General features: G+C 60.3%; 20 protein-coding genes. 14 read left to right on the top strand and 6 right to left on the bottom strand.

The window, feature by feature from the left end:
* The first annotated feature begins 67 nt into the window (after window positions 1–67).
* On the top strand, window positions 68–826 hold the full coding sequence (locus P3T25_RS19755) for a creatininase family protein (protein WP_171929134.1): 759 nt from the start codon (window positions 68–70) through the stop codon (window positions 824–826).
* Window positions 827–856: 30 nt separating this feature from the next.
* Here P3T25_RS19755 and P3T25_RS19750 read toward each other — a convergent pair whose 3' ends face one another.
* Window positions 857–1,438 carry a thioredoxin family protein gene (locus P3T25_RS19750; RefSeq protein ID WP_154559384.1) on the bottom strand — a complete coding sequence of 194 codons (582 nt, stop codon included), beginning with the start codon at window positions 1,436–1,438 and terminating at the stop codon, window positions 857–859.
* A gap of 237 nt (window positions 1,439–1,675) precedes the next feature.
* On the opposite strand from P3T25_RS19750, the gene P3T25_RS19745 reads away from it, so the two are divergent.
* The 4 genes from P3T25_RS19745 to P3T25_RS19730 all read left to right on the top strand — a co-directional run bounded on the left by P3T25_RS19745 (window position 1,676) and on the right by P3T25_RS19730 (window position 5,511).
* Window positions 1,676–2,047 (top strand): GFA family protein, encoded by a 372-nt coding sequence (locus P3T25_RS19745; RefSeq protein ID WP_154559383.1) that lies wholly within the window; start codon window positions 1,676–1,678, stop codon window positions 2,045–2,047.
* A gap of 126 nt (window positions 2,048–2,173) precedes the next feature.
* Window positions 2,174–2,914, top strand: coding sequence for a response regulator (locus P3T25_RS19740; RefSeq protein ID WP_154559382.1), 741 nt, complete (start codon window positions 2,174–2,176; stop codon window positions 2,912–2,914).
* On the top strand, window positions 2,911–4,227 hold the full coding sequence (locus P3T25_RS19735; RefSeq protein ID WP_171929135.1) for a sensor histidine kinase: 1,317 nt from the start codon (window positions 2,911–2,913) through the stop codon (window positions 4,225–4,227). Before P3T25_RS19740 ends, P3T25_RS19735 begins: the two co-directional genes overlap by 4 nt.
* Window positions 4,228–4,467: 240 nt before the next feature.
* On the top strand, window positions 4,468–5,511 hold the full coding sequence (locus tag P3T25_RS19730; protein WP_429358740.1) for an alpha/beta fold hydrolase: 1,044 nt from the start codon (window positions 4,468–4,470) through the stop codon (window positions 5,509–5,511).
* Window positions 5,512–5,576: 65 nt separating this feature from the next.
* On the opposite strand, the gene P3T25_RS19725 is transcribed toward P3T25_RS19730, so the two are convergent.
* Window positions 5,577–5,750 carry a CsbD family protein gene (locus tag P3T25_RS19725; RefSeq protein ID WP_154559379.1) on the bottom strand — a complete coding sequence of 58 codons (174 nt, stop codon included), beginning with the start codon at window positions 5,748–5,750 and terminating at the stop codon, window positions 5,577–5,579.
* Window positions 5,751–5,929: 179 nt separating this feature from the next.
* On the opposite strand from P3T25_RS19725, the gene P3T25_RS19720 reads away from it, so the two are divergent.
* Window positions 5,930–6,412 (top strand): Spy/CpxP family protein refolding chaperone, encoded by a 483-nt coding sequence (locus tag P3T25_RS19720; RefSeq protein ID WP_233469097.1) that lies wholly within the window; start codon window positions 5,930–5,932, stop codon window positions 6,410–6,412.
* Between the two features lie 71 nt (window positions 6,413–6,483).
* Window positions 6,484–6,876: a hypothetical protein gene (locus P3T25_RS19715; protein ID WP_429358739.1), complete on the top strand. Its 393-nt coding sequence runs from the start codon at window positions 6,484–6,486 to the stop codon at window positions 6,874–6,876.
* A gap of 173 nt (window positions 6,877–7,049) precedes the next feature.
* Here P3T25_RS19715 and P3T25_RS19710 read toward each other — a convergent pair whose 3' ends face one another.
* Together P3T25_RS19710 and rimJ are read right to left on the bottom strand one after the other, a co-directional pair.
* Window positions 7,050–7,910, bottom strand: coding sequence for an alpha/beta hydrolase (locus P3T25_RS19710; RefSeq protein WP_154559377.1), 861 nt, complete (start codon window positions 7,908–7,910; stop codon window positions 7,050–7,052).
* Window positions 7,911–7,939: 29 nt separating this feature from the next.
* Window positions 7,940–8,542 carry a ribosomal protein S5-alanine N-acetyltransferase gene (gene rimJ / locus P3T25_RS19705; protein ID WP_429358738.1) on the bottom strand — a complete coding sequence of 201 codons (603 nt, stop codon included), beginning with the start codon at window positions 8,540–8,542 and terminating at the stop codon, window positions 7,940–7,942.
* Between the two features lie 336 nt (window positions 8,543–8,878).
* Between rimJ and P3T25_RS19700 the strand changes: the two genes are divergently transcribed.
* Window positions 8,879–9,262: a nuclear transport factor 2 family protein gene (locus P3T25_RS19700; RefSeq protein WP_154559375.1), complete on the top strand. Its 384-nt coding sequence runs from the start codon at window positions 8,879–8,881 to the stop codon at window positions 9,260–9,262.
* Between the two features lie 64 nt (window positions 9,263–9,326).
* On the opposite strand, the gene P3T25_RS19695 is transcribed toward P3T25_RS19700, so the two are convergent.
* Window positions 9,327–10,079 (bottom strand): SDR family oxidoreductase, encoded by a 753-nt coding sequence (locus P3T25_RS19695; protein ID WP_154559374.1) that lies wholly within the window; start codon window positions 10,077–10,079, stop codon window positions 9,327–9,329.
* Between the two features lie 189 nt (window positions 10,080–10,268).
* On the opposite strand from P3T25_RS19695, the gene P3T25_RS19690 reads away from it, so the two are divergent.
* The gene (locus tag P3T25_RS19690; protein WP_429358737.1) at window positions 10,269–11,813 is read left to right on the top strand and encodes a PLP-dependent aminotransferase family protein; all 1,545 of its coding nucleotides are present in this window, start codon (window positions 10,269–10,271) and stop codon (window positions 11,811–11,813) included.
* On the opposite strand, the gene P3T25_RS19685 is transcribed toward P3T25_RS19690, so the two are convergent.
* Window positions 11,800–11,964 (bottom strand): hypothetical protein, encoded by a 165-nt coding sequence (locus P3T25_RS19685; protein WP_166618160.1) that lies wholly within the window; start codon window positions 11,962–11,964, stop codon window positions 11,800–11,802. The genes P3T25_RS19690 and P3T25_RS19685 overlap by 14 nt on opposite strands.
* 466 nt (window positions 11,965–12,430) lie before the next feature.
* Here P3T25_RS19685 and P3T25_RS19680 point away from each other — a divergent pair, with 466 nt between their 5' ends.
* From P3T25_RS19680 to P3T25_RS19660, 5 genes are all read left to right on the top strand, one after another.
* Entirely contained in the window at window positions 12,431–13,474 is a 1,044-nt protein-coding gene (locus P3T25_RS19680) for an AraC family transcriptional regulator (RefSeq protein WP_154559438.1), read from the top strand.
* A gap of 211 nt (window positions 13,475–13,685) precedes the next feature.
* Complete coding sequence (locus tag P3T25_RS19675; protein WP_154559373.1) at window positions 13,686–14,618, top strand: hypothetical protein; 933 nt, start codon at window positions 13,686–13,688, stop codon at window positions 14,616–14,618.
* 46 nt (window positions 14,619–14,664) lie between these two features.
* Window positions 14,665–15,237, top strand: coding sequence for an OsmC family protein (locus tag P3T25_RS19670; RefSeq protein WP_154559372.1), 573 nt, complete (start codon window positions 14,665–14,667; stop codon window positions 15,235–15,237).
* Between the two features lie 236 nt (window positions 15,238–15,473).
* Entirely contained in the window at window positions 15,474–15,902 is a 429-nt protein-coding gene (locus P3T25_RS19665) for a YciI family protein (protein WP_093641710.1), read from the top strand.
* A gap of 158 nt (window positions 15,903–16,060) precedes the next feature.
* A complete protein-coding gene (locus P3T25_RS19660) occupies window positions 16,061–16,348 on the top strand; it encodes a DUF1330 domain-containing protein (RefSeq protein ID WP_154559371.1) in 288 nt (95 codons plus the stop codon).
* Window positions 16,349–16,597 lie beyond the last annotated feature (249 nt).

Below are 16,597 nucleotides of genomic sequence, written 5' to 3'. Positions count from 1 at the left end.
GTCGAGGAGCAGCAGTCAACCCAATGCGCCGCGTTCCTGCGGGACACGGCGAAGCAGAGGACTTCAAATGCTTTTACACCTGTCGACATGGGCCGAAGTGGGGCAATACCTGGAGCGAAGCCGTTCGATCGTCGTTCCTATCGGTTCGAACGAGCAGCACGGCCCCACCGGTCTTTTGGGCACCGACTGGCTGTGCCCGGAAATCATCGCGCACGAAGCCGAGAAGAGTGCGGACATCCTGATTGCGCCGACCTTCAATATCGGCATGGCCCAGCATCACCTGGGCTTCCCGGGAACCATCTCCTTGCGGCCATCAACCTTCATTGCGGCCATTGGCGACTGGACGCGCTCGCTTGCAGTTCATGGCTTCGAGAAAATCCTGTTTCTGAACGGCCATGGCGGCAACATCGCGTCGATCGAAGCTGCGTTCTCCGAGATTTATGCCGAGGCCAGTTTTGCGCGGCGCCGCTTGGGGTTCGCACTGAAGCTATGCAACTGGTGGGATCTCGAAGGCGTGGGCGAGTTGGCGCGCGAACAGTTTCCCGAAGGACATGGCGTGCATGCGACGCCCTCCGAAATTGCCATCACTCAGTGGGCGCTTCCCGAGACGATCAAGAAAGCCCGCTACGCCCCGCAGATCGCGCCGTCCGGGCCGATTCGCGAGGCGCTCGAGTTCCGCGCGCGCTATCCCGATGGACGGATGGGCTCGGATCCGGCCCAGGCATCTCAGGAGAAGGGCGGCGCGCTGGTGAAGCTGGCCGCCCAGAGCCTGATTCGCGAGATGGATGCGTTCAGCCGCGAGATCGTGCCGGGCGGGCATGACTGATTGATCAGCCCAAGTACATTGCGATGCGAATCACGGGTTTTCCGCCAGCAACGCCTTGATCTTCGCTTCGGTCTGTTCGTAGTCGCCTTCGCCGAAGTGCGTGTAGGCCACGTGCCCTTTCTTGTCGACCAGATAAAACGCGGGCCAATACTGGTTGTCGTAGGCGCGCCATGTTGCGTAGTTGTTGTCCTGCGCGACTGGGAACGTAATGCCGAAGCGCTTGATCGCCGATTTGACGTTGTCCGTGTTGCGCTCGAACGGATACTCGGGTGTGTGGACGCCGACCACCGCCAGGCCCTGGTCCTTGTATTTCTGGTTCCAGGTCTTGACGTAGGGCAGCACGTGGATGCAGTTGATGCAGGTGTAGGTCCAGAAGTCGACCAGCACAACCTTGCCCCGCAACTGTTGCAAGGTCAGGGGATCGCTATTGAGCCATTTATCGATGCCAGTGAATTCCGGCGCGGTGGCGTTGTTGTCGAGCTGGTTTGCAACGGGACCGGCGGCAGCGCTGGCCGCGGGACTTGCAACGAGCGTCGCGATTGCGGCGGCGCCGGCTGTCACGGTGGCGGCGAACAGGGCGACGGTAGCGGTGGTTTTGAGTCGGGAGAGCATGTCAGCGTCCTTTCAGAGAGGAGAGCAGAGCGGCGATCCGGGCATGGGCCCGTACGCCGCCTCAGGCATTCCAGTGGTTGGCATGGGTGCATTTGAACGCCCGTTCGTATCTGGCTTGTGTCGCCGAGGCGGCGCGGGTGCAATGTTTTGTGTCAGGGGAACGCCCAGATACATTGGGATACAAAGCGTCGCGCGTACCAGGCTATAAAGCAGCCATTCCTACCGTGGAGAAGCCACATGAGTACCGAACTGCTGCAAGGATCCTGTCATTGCGGGACCGTGAAATTTGAAGTCCGTACCGATGTCCTGCCCGCTGGGCGTTGCAATTGCAGCCTGTGCCGGCGCAAGGGCGCGCTGATGACGCCGCCGTTTGCCGCGGGTGAACTGAAAATCCTGAAGGGTGAGGAAGCGCTGACGCTTTATCAGTTCAATACGCGCACGGCGAAGCACTATTTCTGCAAGCACTGCGGTATTTATCCATTCCATCAGACGCGTAGAGATCCGCAGCTGTGGCGGGTCAACATCGGTTGCCTGGAGGGTGTCGATCCGTATACGCTGGAGGCGAGCGTAGCCAATGGCGCCAGCCTGTCCGTCGTGGAGGATGCATGAGAAAACTCATGACAATTCTCGCCTTCCTCGCGGGCGGATTGGCGGCGGAACTGGCGCACCCCGTGCACTGTTCGCTGATCAACGTGAACCGGGTGCGCGTCAATCGTCGAAAGGATTGATCCGTTGATGGAAACCACCGACCACGTCCTGATCGTCGACGACGATCGCGGCATCCGCGAATTGCTTGCCACCTATCTCGAGAAGAACGGCATGCGCGTTTCGCTGGCCGCCAACGGCCGGCAGATGCGCACGGTCCTCGAACAGGGCGCGCCTGATCTGATCGTGCTCGATCTGATGATGCCTGGCGAAGACGGTCTCGTGCTGTGCCGGGAATTGCGTGCCGGCAAGTTTCGTGCGGTACCGGTCTTGATGCTGACCGCCCGCAGCGAGGAGACGGATCGCATCGTCGGGCTGGAAATGGGCGCGGACGATTACCTGTCCAAACCGTTTGCGGTGCGTGAACTGCTGGCGCGCATCCGCTCCGTGCTGCGCCGCGCGCGGATGCTGCCACCCGGCATGCAGGTGACGGAATCCGCGCCGATGATCGCTTTCGGTGACTGGCGTCTCGACACCACGGCGCGTCATCTGCTCGACGCCGAGGGCACCATGGTGGCCTTAAGCGGTGCGGAGTACCGCTTGCTGCGCGTGTTCCTTGATCATCCCCAGCGCGTGCTCACGCGGGATCAGTTGCTCAATCTGACTCAAGGCCGCCAGGCCGATGCATTCGACCGCTCGATCGATCTTCTGGTCAGCCGTTTGCGGCAGCGCTTGCAGGACACCGCGCGCGAGCCTCGGTACATCAAGACGCTGCGCAGTGAGGGTTATGTATTTTCGGCGGCGGTGACCATGATCGAAGGTACGCCATGAAGCTGAATGCATTGCTGCGTTGGCCGCGCACGCTGTTCGCGCGGCTTGCCCTGATTCTCTTTGTCAGCCTTGCGCTGGTGCAAACGCTGTCGGTCTGGCTCACCATGACGGAACGGGACCAGACCATGACGAACGTGATGATGGGTTACATCGAACGCGAGGTCACCAGCTCCGTCGCGCTGCTCGATCATTTGCCCGCTAACGAACGCGCCGAATGGTTGCCAAGGTTGGCGCGGCGCACCTATACCTTCAATCTCGGGCCCGGGGTCGCCGGCGCGCCTCCGGATGCGAAGCTCTCAGCGAGAGTGGCTCAATCTATCGCCGACGGCATCGGCAAGCGCTATCCGCTCACGGCCAACGCCGTCCCCGGCGATCCGGACCGCCTGCAGGTCCATCTGCTGTTGAGCGACGGCACGCCGCTGACGATCGACTATCGCCCTATGCCGGGCGCGCCGCTGTCGCCGTGGTTGTCATGGTTGCTGGTGCTGCAACTGGTGGTGCTGGCCGCGTGCTGCTGGCTGGCGGTACGGTTGGCAACACGCCCGTTGAGCCACTTGGCGCGAGCGGCGGATACCCTGGGCCCGGACCTTAAGGTGGAGCGCTTGCCCGAAGACGGCCCGGACGAAGTGGCGCGCGCGGCGAGGGCGTTCAACGCCATGCAGGATCGCATCAGGCTGTACATGACCGAGCGCTTGCAGATCCTCGCGGCGATTTCGCACGACCTGCAAACGCCGATTACCCGCATGCGTTTGCGCGTCGACGTGATGGACGAGAGCCCACAGGGCGCCAAGCTGCAGCAGGACCTGCAGGAAATGGAAACCATGGTCAAGGAAGGCGTCACGTACGCGCGCACCATGCACGGCGCCAGCGAGGCACCCCTGCGTATCGATCCGGACGCGCTGTTCGACAGTCTGGTGTTCGACTATGTCGACGCCGGCAAGGACGTTTCGCTGCACGGTCGAATCGACGCTGCACTGGTGACGCGTCCTCAGGCGTTGCGCCGGATCGTGGGCAATCTCGTCGATAACGCGCTGAAGTTCGGTGGGTCGGCCGAGATCAGGGTTGCCTCGCAGGACGGGCACGTGAGGGTCTCCGTGCTCGATCGCGGGCCGGGTATTCCGGCCGAGTCGCTGGAAGCGGTATTCGAACCGTTCTATCGGCTGGAAGGATCGCGCAATCGCGGAACCGGCGGTACCGGGTTGGGCCTCGCGATTGCGCGGCAGCTCGCGCTGGCGATGGACGCGACGTTGTCGTTGCAGAACCGGCCCGATGGCGGCCTTGAAGCCACACTTGTGTTGAAAGGCGCCGGCTAGATTCCGATCGCTCGCCGATCGCGTTGTATGCCGTACTTCTTCGTCGATGAACGTCAACTACCCCCGTCTTGTATCCCAATGTATCTGCACCGCCGGTAAATACATAACGTTTCACTGGTGCTTTTCGCAGACACACGCCAGATACGTCCACGGGCTTTAATGATTCCAGGCCAGATCGTCTGGCTTCGCAGGCCGGACATGTCTTGCGCCCGTTTAGCTAACCTTTGAGGAGAATCCGCGATGCCGGATCAGATCAATACTCGACGTCGTCGTCTGCTTGGGACGGCAGTTGCTGGTATCAGCTTGATGGAGTTGGGTTTGAGCGGGCTCGCCAAGGCGCAGTCGACCGGCACGCCATCCAATGCGAACACTGCAATACGTGTTGCTTCGTTCGACAACATTCGCCAGGTCAATGCCGGAACGCTCAGCATGGGCTATGCGGAAGCGGGCCCGCAGAATGGACCGGTGGTCATCCTGCTGCACGGCTGGCCCTACGATATCTACAGCTTTGCTGAAGTCACGCCGTTGCTGGCAGCCGCTGGCTACCGGGTCATCGTGCCGTATTTGCGGGGCTATGGTTCGACACGGTTCCTGTCCGCGGATACGCCGCGCAACGGTCAGCAGGCGGTGGTGGCCGTCGACATCATTGCGTTGATGGATGCATTGAAGATCGACAAAGCCATCTTTGGCGCCTTCGATTGGGGCGCGCGCACGGCGAATATTATCGCCGCGTTGTGGCCGCAGCGATGCCAGGCGATGGTGTCGGTCAGCGGTTATCTGATCGGCAGTCAGGAAGCCAACCGGGCGCCGCTGCCGCCGAAGGCTGAACTGGCCTGGTGGTATCAATTCTATTTCGCCACGGAGCGTGGCCATGCAGGTTACGAAGCGAACCGCCACGACTTCAACAAGCTGATCTGGCGTCTCGCGTCGCCGAAATGGAATTTCGACGATGCGACGTACGACCGCTCGGCTGAGTCCTTCAAAAATCCCGATCACGTCGCGGTGGTGATTCACAATTACCGCTGGCGTCTGGGTCTGGTCAAGGGCGAGCCGCAATACGACGAACTCGAAGCGCGGCTCGCGAAGGGGCCGACCATTTCGGTTCCGACCATCACGATGGAGGGCGACGCCAATGGCGCACCGCATCCCGAGCCGGCAGCCTACGCGAAGAAATTCACCGGCAAGTATCAGCACCGGAACATCGACGGCGGTATCGGACATAACTTGCCGCAGGAAGCGCCGAAGGCATTTGCCGATGCCATCGGCGACGTCGCCCGGCTTTAAGCGGAGTGGAGGAGCGGGGTCCTGGCGCGCTAACGTACTGCACCATGCGGCGCATCGGTCGATTATTAGCGTTTCTTGAAGCGCGCCTTGGCATCGCCATACGATGCCTGCGTCTTGCCGATGACCTGCTCGACGCGCCCCCTCCACGCGACCGTCCGGTTTCCCATGGTCTTGCCGAGGCCGGTACGCAGCTTGCCCGTGATCTCTCTTATCCATCCCTGCATCTGGTCTTTGTTCATCACCTCGCTCCTTGAGCGCTGCTTCCATCGCCACAGCATGACCTCGATGGACGAAGCAGTCGGTACGGCACCGGACAGACGCCGGTCGGGAGTCGGCGCACAAATGATTTGTTCGATTGAATTCGCCGCACTGACGGTGGTCCCTTTGCGAGTCCATCGAACTCCTTTGGAGACCGATCATGAGACTCGTTGGCACCCCATTCCAACCGCGACCCGCGCCCGCATTCGCGATAGCGGTTTTTCTCGCGATAACGGCATTCGCCAATCCTGCGAGCGCTGCTTCCCCCACCCAGACTCAACCACGTGCAAGCGTGATGAACGTTGCGGCCCATAGCCAGATCGATACGCGTATCAGTGGACTTCACACGAGGCTTCAGATCACCGCGGCGCAGGAAGAACTTTGGCAAAAGGTCGCTCAGGTCATGCGTGACAACGCGGGAACGATGGACTCGCTCAGACAGGCACGAACCAGTCAAGCCAACAGCATGAGCGCTGTCGACGATCTCAAGTCCTATGGCCAGATCGCCGATGCCCATGCGGACGGCATCAGAAAGCTCACCCCGGCGTTTCAGGCACTCTACGACAGCATGTCCGACGTTCAGAAGAAGAACGCCGATCTGATCTTCCAGACTGACCATCACCACGCCGCGAAGAAGGGGTGATCTCAAGACACTCGCAACGGGAAGCGGACTGGCACCTCAGTAAGGTCCCGGATCGCAGACAGGAGTACATCATGAAAATTCAAAGAGTGAGAGCCGCGTGCATGGGCTCGATGAAGACCGGAATCACGACTGCAGTTGGCCTGGCACTGGCTCTTGGCGGCATGTCCATGGCGCCCGCCTTCGGCGAAGGCAACGGTAACGGAAACGGAAACGGAAACGGAAACGGCAATCACGAGGGCCAGGAGCAGCATGGAGCGAATAACAACTATCACCATAACCAGGGGCATCAGTCGGATCACGGCAATCGGCAGGCCTATCAGCATCCCAACAATGACCACCGTCGCGGCGACTATTCCGACAACTATTACGGCAACCAGGACTATGTGTATGCGCCGCCACCCGTGGTCTATGCCCCGCAGTCGGCACCGGGCATAAGCTTGTTTATACCGCTCCAGTTCCGATAGAACGCAGGACCCGCGCCTGGTGATTGCCGTTTCGACAATCTTCCAGGCGGGTCCATAGAGGCAGGATCCCGCCGAATCTGAATTTGGATTCTGGACGAGAGATATGCTGTTTCCCGTGTGGCTCAAACGCGCTGGGTTCTGCCCGTCGCGTACGGCCGCATCGAGACGACCCGCTATTTGGGCACGGTTCCCGGGTCTTCCAGCCATCGCGAGACCGCCGACAGTACCTGCGTCTCGATGCCAAGAAAACCATGTGGCGACTTCGCCCCGCATTCACTGGCGCCCATTCTGCCGCGCTCGCTGCTTGATACTGCCAGGAACTGCAACCGGTTGTCCTTGGCGAGCGTGCGGGCCGCGCTAAACGGTGAAACCCGACATCCGTCATTTTCGTTCGACACAACCAGAACCGGCGTAGCGCCGACGTCCCATTGCATGCCCGAAAGCCCGGTCTCGCCACGCATGCCGATCGTGACGGGCGACGTCAGTACATACGCGTCGACCAGCCGTGGTTCGCGTTGGAGCACATTGCCAACCGAAATCGTGCCCCGGCTGGTACCCACGAGGGCGATTTTTGCAGCCGGAAAGCGTTGCCTGAGCGCCGAGACAATGACGTGCAAGTCCTGAGCGTGAGCTTCGCTCAGACGGAACGCGTCATTCATGCCGGATGATTGATCGGATGGCGCATCGACGATAGCGATCGCATCGCCCGAAGAAGTCCAGTATCCGGCGGTCCGGAGGAGGAAATTTGCCGTCATTGTCGTCGGGCCGGTCTCGTCGAGGGCGATAACGCCTTCATCTCCGGCAAACAATACGATGACCCATGGCGGCGCGCTGGCGGGCTGTTCGATGAAGACGGCCTGGGTTTGCGACCCCCGTACCGGGACTTGCAGCAGTTCACCTGAATACGCGGGCATTGCGGTTAGGACGGTGCAGGCGAACGCGCAGACCGGGACCGCGAATTTAAGCAACGATTTCCAAAGCCTGTTGGCGAAGCAGGCGATGGGCCTTGCTCGTGCTGATTTCTGATCGCGCATTCTGAATGAAGACCGCGTTGTTGTTCCATTCACAGCATACGTGAGTTGGATGGGGGATCGGCAAGATCGTCTGGATTGACCAACGATGTAAGTACGTGATCGGCCCAGGAACCATTGATCTTCAAGTACGACCGAGCCAGGCCTTCCTTCTCGAAACCAAGACTAGCCAGTAGGTGCTCGCTGCGGGTGTTCTCCGGTCGATAGTTGGCCATGATGCGATGCAAGCCGATATCTCTGAACACGTGCTGGATGGCCACCGTTAGACTCTCTCGCATTAGGCCTTTCCCTTCGACCGCTTTCGCAAGAGAGAATCCAAGATGACACGCTTGGAACGGTCCCCTAACGATATTGGTAAAGTTGCATTCACCGATCAACTGACCGCCTTCACGTTCAAACAGCACGAGATGAAGAGCGTTTCCTGTTGCGGTTTGATGAGTCGTTGTGCGTAGCCTGTCGGCGATCGCATCCACATTAAAAAAACTTTCCTGTCGCGCAGGCTCCCAAGGCTGAAGATGCATTCGATTGGCTGCGTAGTACGCCTGCAGCGCGCTTGCGTCGTTCTCGCTGACGGCTCGCAATATCACGCGTTGGGTGGTCAGTCCTTTATCTGGATGGTTCGCCGCATTTGCCATTAGTCTATCGCCCTTGATATGCAATATTGCGCGTGATTGTACCGAAGCCAAAAACTACGCTCGGCACCTCCGGCGCCGGCGAGTCACGAGCTACACACGCAACGAGATTGACCCCACGCCAGGTTGAACCTTTCAGACCCCCCACTGCCGCTCAGTAGTTCATTTGCTACACTGGATCGAAGAGCAGACCCGTTTGGCACTCGGTTTGACTCTGATGCCCGCGCTCGGATTCGGCACGCTGATTCCCGATGCAGCTACGACGACCAGTCGGGCAGCCCGGGGTTTATTCCGCGAAGTGCGCAATAGATCGACGTGAACGGTATTCGGAGGCAAGCCATGCAGGAAGAACAAATACGTGAAGCACTGAATGCCCACTGGCACGCGTCGGCGGCCGGCGATCTCGATGCGGAACACGATATTTACGATGACGACGCCATCTGTGACTATCCTCAATCAGGTGAACGAATCCTCGGGCGAGTTAATTTGCAGGGGCTGCGGAGTCATCATCCAGATAAGCCATCAGGTTTCGACGTCAGGCGAATTCAAGGAGAAGGTAATCTCTGGGTCACGGAATACTCCATCACCTATCAGGGGCGGGCGGCTTACACGGTAAGCATTATGGAGTTCCGCAACGGCAAGGTCGTTCACGAGACCCAGTATTTTTCGGATCCTTTCGAGGCACCGGGTTGGCGGAGTCGATGGGTTCAGCAGAACGCGTGAAGGCGCATTGCTCGAACGTGCGGTCGCAACAATGCGTTAGTTCAGGTTTCGCATAAACCTGCAATCAACCCTTTTTAGCCTGCGCCAGCCACTGGTCGAGACTGATGCGGCCGGTCCGCGCGTCGCCGAGCGGCACGAGCGATTGCTCCTCGACACGGCCGCCGTAGTACAGCGCATCGCGATCCGTCACCACCGGGCGTGCGTCGCCTACCGATTTCAGATAACGGGTGACGATCTCCGCGAAGGGCGCGCGGTCCGGGCCGGCGATCTCGACCGTGCCGTTCAGCGGCGTGGCGAGCGCGATCTGCGCGAGGCTCGCCGCGACGTCGTCCGCGGCGATCGGCTGAAACAGGCCGTCGCCGACGCGCACCGTGCCGCCGACCGTGCTGAAATCCGCGATACCGCCGATGAACTCCATGAACTGGGTCGCGCGCACGATCGTGTACGGCACGCCCGCCGCTTCGATCACTTCTTCCTGTGCAACCTTGGCAACGAAATACGCGTTCTCCGGCGTGCGGTCGCAGCCGACGATTGATAGCGCGACATGATGGCGTACCCCTGCGGCCACTTCGGCTTTGCCGAGGTTACGGGCCGAGGTGCGGAAAAAGTCGAGCACCGCCTGCGGCTCCCACGATGGCGCGTTCGTCACATCCACTACGACGTCTGCGCCCACGAGCGCGTTGCTCAAGCCTTCGCCCGTAACGGCGTTTACGCCGGTGCGCGGCGACGCGGCAAGCGCCTCATGACCCGCTTCGCTGAGCAGCGTGACCACACGCGAGCCGATCAGGCCGGAACCACCGATTACGACGATCTTCATGGCAGATTCTCCAGATGAAAGTAACTGAACATGTGAGGCGCTGGCGGGCATCGTATTGCGTGAAAGTGTTCGCCGCCGTCGCATCGCGTGAGGCCATTGTGGAAGAATCATGCTCTATCTAAAAGTGCCAAGAATTGTCGATCCGACTAGTCCATGTCGGTTGCTGCTCCCCTTGCCCGCGAGACCCTCATGACCGAACCGACTCCCGCATTGAGCATCGAAATCGATCGGCACCAGCAGTTGCCGATCTATCTGCAGATCTGCGAGCGTTTCAGGACCGCGATCGCCGCGGGGCATCTGCGTCCCGGCGATCGCGTGCCTGCGCTGCGCGGTCTCGCCACGCAACTGAGCACGGCGCGCGGCACTGTCGAGCTCGCCTACACGATCCTCGTCGACGAGGGCTACCTGCAGATGCGCGGCGCGGCGGGCACCTTCGTATCGACGTCGCTGCCGGCATCGGTGATGCGCCCGTCGCGTGCGCAAGGTGTTCAGGACGCGCGGGGCAGGCAGAGCACTGAAGGAACGGGCACGCCGCAGACGCCGGGCGAATCGCGCAGTGGTCAAGCGGCGCCGCGGCAGCAGGCCATCGCCGTCGCCATGAGCGGCGAGCCGCGGCCGTTGCAACCAGGGCTGCCTGCGCTCGACGCATTTCCGAGCAAGCTATGGAACCGGCTCGTTTCGCGTCGCGCGCGCAGCGGCGACCGCGCGATGCTCGCGTATCCGGATCCAGCCGGCTACCGGCCGCTGCGCGAACATATCGCCACTTATCTTGGGCTGTCGCGCGGGGTGACCTGCCTGCCGGAACAGGTGTTCGTGACCGGCGGCTACCGTGCGACGCTCGAACTCGTATTGCGCAGTCTCGCTCGCCCGAATGATCGCGTGTGGTTCGAGGATCCCGGCTATCTGTTCGCGCGCGGTTTTCTGGCCGAGACCGGCGTGCAACTCGTACCGGTGCCGGTGGATGGCGAAGGGATCGACGTCGAGCGCGGCACACTGCTGGATGCAGAGGCGCGCTTCGCAGTGGTCACGCCGTCGCATCAGAGCCCGCTCGGGCACACGCTGTCTCTCGCACGACGCATGGCACTGCTGGACTCGGCAGAGAAAGCGTCCCGCTGGATCATCGAAGACGACTACGACAGCGAGTTCCGTTATCTGGGCCGGCCATTGCCGGCTTTAAAGAGCCTCGACCGGCGCGATCGCGTGATCTATTGCGGCACGTTCAGCAAGGTGATGTTTCCCGGTTTGCGGCTCGCGTATGTGGTGGTGCCGGAGCGAGCCGTCGAGCGCGTTGGGCGGGTGGCGCACAGCATGAACGCCGGATCCCCGACGCTATTGCAGGCAGCCGTGGCGGATTTCATTGAGCAGGGGCATTTTGCGCGGCATCTGAAGCGGATGCGTGCGTTGTACGGCGAGCGGCGCGTGCTGGTCGTGCACGCGCTGGAGCAGGCGTTTGGCGAACGGCTGATTGTCGATTTGCCGCCAGGTGGAATCCAGTTCGCGGTGCAGTTCGCCGAAGGCCCCGATGGCCCGGTCGACGATGTCGCCGTCGCCGCCCGCGCCCGCGAAGCGGGGCTCGCGGTGCTGCCGCTTTCGATCTGGTACGCGAATGGCCGCGCGCGGCGCACGCTGCGCGGCCTCGTGATGGGCTTCGCGAACATCGCCGATGCGCGTGAGGCCGGTCGTCTCGCGCGAACGTTGCGCGCGTGTCTGGAGTACGGCACTACCCCTTGTTGAACAGGCTCAAGACACGGGACATGGATTTTGCTGCCAGAGCGAGCAGAGCGCCGGAGACGCTGTAGTCGACGTTGAACATCAGGTCGATCAAATAGAACATGGATAGCGCGATGAGCGGGTGGTACATCGCAAGGCTTATCAGGCGTTTCATCGGCATCTCACGCGGTTTCGTTTGCACGAACCGGTAAGTCACTGTGCGTGAACCGATCTGCGCAAGTTTCGTGGCGTGCCAGGCTTCCGGAATCCGTGGAAGGTTTGGCTGCGAAGTACGGATGACGCTGTTCTGTCCCGTCCCGTCCTGTGATGAACTTTGCCTCTCGCAACCTGTTGCCGTCCTGCCCGTGCGTCGATGTTTTTTGCCCTATCGTCCAAGTCTTGCCGATGGTTCTCGTGGCCATTGCAGAGCGTCCAGAAAGCTTGTCTGTTCCTCCTGCAAAAGGGGACGATGTGTTGCACGCGTTTATGTCACACAGCGATGCATCGAGCGCACTGAAAAATCGGTAAGGCATTTGTCATCTACCGCCGCAGCGGGTATAACATGGACCCCTCGGTCAAAATGAAGAATGACCGGCCTCCCGGTTCCTTACCCGGGAAATCGCATACCACGCGAGCTCTTCATGGATGCAGTTTCTGACGTCCTGCGCGCTGTGCGCCTAAGCGGCGCGGTATATCTGACCGCGACCTTCACGGCACCGTGGTGCGTGATAGGCCGTACGGATGCTGCGCTCTGTGCGGCCTATCTGCCGCGCTCCGAACGTGTCGTCTCATATCATCTGATCATAGAAGGTAGCTGCTGGGCCCAACTGGCAGACGACCCCGATTCCGCTATTCATCTCAATGCCGGGGAACTGCTGGTGGTGCCGCAAGGCGAAACGCATTTGATAGGTAGTGCTGTGGATCTTGCGCCCACGCCAATGGAGGTGCTATTGGCTGGCCCGATGGCGGCAGCACCGGGTGAGGTGATGACGGTGTCTTACGGAGGCGGGGGACCTACGACTCGCATCGTATGCGGTTTTCTGGCCTGCGACGATACGCTGAGTAACCCCCTGCTCTCATCGCTGCCGCGACTCTTCAAGATTGATATGCGCCATGATCCGCGAGCAGCATGGCTTGAGTCCTCTCTCAAGTTTGCAGCCAGCGAGGCTGCGAGTTCGCGGGCGGGCGGTACGATTGTCCTCGCCAGACTGTCCGAACTCCTGTTTGTCGAGGCGGTCCGTAGCTGTATTGAAGCGCTTCCTGCCCACGAGACAGGATGGCTGGCCGGCGTGCGCGATCGCTACGTGGGGCGCGCGCTTTCGTTGCTCCATGCTCAAGCCGTCCACCCCTGGACCGTCGATGAGCTTGCACGCAAGGTGGGGTTATCGCGTTCCGCGTTGGCGCAACGCTTCACCGACCTCCTTGGACAACCGCCCATGCAGTACCTGGCGCGATGGCGCATGCAGATCGCGGCGCAGGAACTTCTCGCCGGCAGAAAGTCCCTCGCCGCTGTAGCGGAGCAGATTGGCTATGAGTCTGAGGCGGCATTCAGTCGAGCCTTCAGGCGGGAATTTGGAATGCCGCCGGCAGGCTGGCGGAAGAGCAAAGGAAAGATGGACGGCGCTGGCGAATCTGCGCAGGCCGCGCCCGCTGCGAGTGGCATCACGCCACCAGCAGATCAGTGACATCGACTGCCATACCCGACGCAACGTTCACTCGCACGCGTCAAAGCTGACCCGGCGTTTCGGCCATATCTCCCGGTGGCCCGGCCATAGAACCTCGCGTCTCCCAATCGTACATTCGAGCGTACCGGATGCCAGATCAACCATCTGGTTCTGGCCGGTAGATGAGCATTCACCGCTCGACCGCACGTAGGTCCACATTGGGAGAAATACTATGAACGCAGTATCGCGACTCTCCAACCACGATCGTTACGCCCGTTGCATTCGCGCTTCAAAGATGGTCAGTTGGGACATCGAGCGTGACGTGATTGGAGGCCGCACCTTTGACACGTCCCAGAAGTATCTTCCCGATGGGCTTTCACTGGCTCCGAATTTCTTCACGCTCTCCGAGAACGAAAAGCGTTTCGTCAGCCAGATTCAGGGGCGCACGTATGCCAACGTGTTCGGACTGGTAGAGCGCTTCATCAACGCCAAGGTGCTGGAAGTCAGCCGCGACCATTGGCTCGGCGATCAGGTAGCGCTTGAGGCGCTGGTCCGATTCAGTGAAGAAGAACTCAAGCATCAGGCGTTATTTCGTCGCATCGACGAGATGATCGGTGAGACTCTTCCCCCGGGCTATCACTTCGACGTCGACTCGAATGCCGTTGCCTCTGTTGTTCTCGGTAAAAGCACGTGGGCCGTATTGGCGCTGACGCTGCATATCGAACTGTTCAGCCAGCTCCACTATCGCCAGAGTATCGCTCCAGACGATCAGCTATCGGAGCTATTCAAGAGCGTGTTCCTCTATCACTGGAAGGAGGAGAGTCAACACGCCATTCTCGACGAGCTCGAATGGGTCCGTCACGACGCCACCATGACGGACAGTGATCGCGACAAGACTGTTGACGAATTCATCGAATTAGTCGCCGCGATCGACGGCATTCTGCAGGCGCAGGCTGCAGCCGACGCGCGTTATTTCAAGGCGAACTGCGGGCGCGCAGTCGACGAGACGGAAGCCCAGTCGATCGAAGCGAATTTCCTCGAGGCCTACCGGTGGCAATACATCCACTCGGGTGTACGTCATCCCCATTTCGGCGAGGTGCTTCATGGCCTCATCTCCGAAGACCAGCGCATGCGCATCCATGCTGCGCTCGCCACACTGCAATGAGATTTACCGGAGCTGAACAGTCCACCTATGTTGAAGGAGATGGAACATGAATGCCAACGCACAGATCAACAAACCTAATGTCGTCAACGGTCTTAACGTCGACGACCTGTTCGCCCTGATTGAGGGCGTCAAGAACGATGTTTCGAAAGCCACCACCAGTTGGCGCGTAGCGACGAGCTGGCAGGGGCAGACTCGAACTCGCGCCGAGGTAGAGGGGTTCTCGATCGGCGGGCAGGATGTGCCGCGCCGGTTCACGATCGATATCGATGAGCCCTGCGAACTCGGTGGCTCGAACAAGTTTGCCAATCCTCAGGAGCATCTGATCGCCGCGCTGAATGCCTGTATAACGGTGGGTTACGTGGCGCAATGCGCCGTCCGCGGGATTACGCTCGAGTCCCTGCAGATTGAGACCGAGGGTGAAATCGATCTCAGGGGTTTTCTCGGGATCGACCCGCAAGTGGCAAACGGTTACGAGAGCCTGCGCTACACCGTTCGTATCAAGGGCAGCGGTACCAGCCAGCAATTCGCGGAAGTCCATGACGCGGTAATGGCCACTTCCCCCAACGTCTACAATCTGGCGAACGCCGTCGTTCTGAAATCGACCCTCGTGGTCGGGTGAACTTGGCGATGTGGGCGCGGCGACTCGAATCGTACCACCCCACATAGGATCGATCCAATTAGCGCATCGCCGTCTGGGGCTGTTTCGTGGCGGGCAATGCATGACTACGTTCGCAGCGTTCTGAAAAAACTGCGAAGTCGTATCTTGCGCATGTCGATTTCTCCCACGATCATTCGTCGTAGTTACAGGAGGCGCTTTTGTCTCCGAACACTATCGTCTTCAAAGGAGAAACCCAAATGCGTGTAATGGTCATGGTCAAGGCAACCCCCGAATCCGAAGCCGGGCAAATGCCAAGCATGGAGCTCATCGCGGCGATGGGCAAATATAACGAGGAACTGGTGAAGGCTGGGATCATGCAAGGCGGCGACGGGCTGAAGCCGAGTTCGGCAGGCGTACGCGTGAGGTTTTCAGGGAAGGACCGAACCGTCGTTGACGGCCCATTTGCAGAGACCAAGGAATTGATCGCCGGGTACTGGCTCTGGCAAGTTCAATCGATGGACGAAGCGATTGAATGGGTAAAGCGCTGCCCGAATCCGATGGTGAGTGATTCAGAGATCGAGATTCGGCCTTTCTTTGAGCCTGCGGATTTTGGTGAGGCCTTTACACCTGAGCTTCAAGAGCAGGAAAAGCGTCTACGGCAGCAGATTGACGGGCAGACGCGCTGACAATTTTCACCGCATCAGTCTGCGGGGCGCGCGGAGGCAGCCCCGCCCCGCCTGTCTGAGGTTTGAGTCAGGTGTCCTGGCGCCGTACAGGGACGAGGTGCAACGCGGTTTCATGGCATCATCGTGTGCACCTTCACACCACCGCTGGAGCGCACGCCATGGCAACTTACATTGTCTTCACAAAGGAAAGCACGCAGGATCAGGGGGAGCTCGATATCTACCAAAGCAAGGTGGGCGAGACCTTTAAAGGTCATCCCGTCAAGATTCTCGCTGCTTACGGACCTCAGCAGATCCTTGAGGGCGACGGGCCGGAGGGCGTCGTGATCGTGGAGTTTCCGTCGACGGCGGCCGCGCGCGCGTGGTACGACAGCCCGGCGTATCAGGAGGCCGCGCAGCACCGGTTCAAGGGCGCGCGCTATCGCGCCGTTCTCGTCGAAGGCGTGTGACGAACGGCAGCGCATAACTGTTTTGCATATTGTTAGGCTTTCCAACCAGAGGTAGTCGTGAACAGCGTTTCAATTGAGGCCGTCGCACCGGGCGATGCCGACGTGTTTGTGGCACGTCAACCCGTCATGGATCGGGCTGGTCGCGTTGTCGCATACGAGCTTCTTTTCAGAGACGGTCCCACCGGAGGAGCGCGGATCGGGGACGAACTGCGCTGTACGACGGCGGTGATTGAACGCGCAGTCGGCTCG

Origin of the sequence: Paraburkholderia sp. GAS32 (assembly GCF_050434225.1) — a bacterium.
In the GTDB taxonomy this organism is placed as follows: domain Bacteria; phylum Pseudomonadota; class Gammaproteobacteria; order Burkholderiales; family Burkholderiaceae; genus Paraburkholderia; species Paraburkholderia madseniana.
This window is presented reverse-complemented; position numbering and strand designations above follow the sequence as displayed.

Coding starts and splice junctions, on each gene's coding strand:
- P3T25_RS19755 (WP_171929134.1), top strand. CDS start 68: ATGCTTTTACACCTGTCGACATGGGCCGAAGTGGGGCAATACCTGGAG.
- P3T25_RS19750 (WP_154559384.1), bottom strand. CDS start 1,438: ATGCTCTCCCGACTCAAAACCACCGCTACCGTCGCCCTGTTCGCCGCC.
- P3T25_RS19745 (WP_154559383.1), top strand. CDS start 1,676: ATGAGTACCGAACTGCTGCAAGGATCCTGTCATTGCGGGACCGTGAAA.
- P3T25_RS19740 (WP_154559382.1), top strand. CDS start 2,174: ATGGAAACCACCGACCACGTCCTGATCGTCGACGACGATCGCGGCATC.
- P3T25_RS19735 (WP_171929135.1), top strand. CDS start 2,911: ATGAAGCTGAATGCATTGCTGCGTTGGCCGCGCACGCTGTTCGCGCGG.
- P3T25_RS19730 (WP_429358740.1), top strand. CDS start 4,468: ATGCCGGATCAGATCAATACTCGACGTCGTCGTCTGCTTGGGACGGCA.
- P3T25_RS19725 (WP_154559379.1), bottom strand. CDS start 5,750: ATGAACAAAGACCAGATGCAGGGATGGATAAGAGAGATCACGGGCAAG.
- P3T25_RS19720 (WP_233469097.1), top strand. CDS start 5,930: ATGAGACTCGTTGGCACCCCATTCCAACCGCGACCCGCGCCCGCATTC.
- P3T25_RS19715 (WP_429358739.1), top strand. CDS start 6,484: ATGAAAATTCAAAGAGTGAGAGCCGCGTGCATGGGCTCGATGAAGACC.
- P3T25_RS19710 (WP_154559377.1), bottom strand. CDS start 7,910: ATGCGCGATCAGAAATCAGCACGAGCAAGGCCCATCGCCTGCTTCGCC.
- rimJ (WP_429358738.1), bottom strand. CDS start 8,542: ATGGCAAATGCGGCGAACCATCCAGATAAAGGACTGACCACCCAACGC.
- P3T25_RS19700 (WP_154559375.1), top strand. CDS start 8,879: ATGCAGGAAGAACAAATACGTGAAGCACTGAATGCCCACTGGCACGCG.
- P3T25_RS19695 (WP_154559374.1), bottom strand. CDS start 10,079: ATGAAGATCGTCGTAATCGGTGGTTCCGGCCTGATCGGCTCGCGTGTG.
- P3T25_RS19690 (WP_429358737.1), top strand. CDS start 10,269: ATGACCGAACCGACTCCCGCATTGAGCATCGAAATCGATCGGCACCAG.
- P3T25_RS19685 (WP_166618160.1), bottom strand. CDS start 11,964: ATGAAACGCCTGATAAGCCTTGCGATGTACCACCCGCTCATCGCGCTA.
- P3T25_RS19680 (WP_154559438.1), top strand. CDS start 12,431: ATGGATGCAGTTTCTGACGTCCTGCGCGCTGTGCGCCTAAGCGGCGCG.
- P3T25_RS19675 (WP_154559373.1), top strand. CDS start 13,686: ATGAACGCAGTATCGCGACTCTCCAACCACGATCGTTACGCCCGTTGC.
- P3T25_RS19670 (WP_154559372.1), top strand. CDS start 14,665: ATGAATGCCAACGCACAGATCAACAAACCTAATGTCGTCAACGGTCTT.
- P3T25_RS19665 (WP_093641710.1), top strand. CDS start 15,474: ATGCGTGTAATGGTCATGGTCAAGGCAACCCCCGAATCCGAAGCCGGG.
- P3T25_RS19660 (WP_154559371.1), top strand. CDS start 16,061: ATGGCAACTTACATTGTCTTCACAAAGGAAAGCACGCAGGATCAGGGG.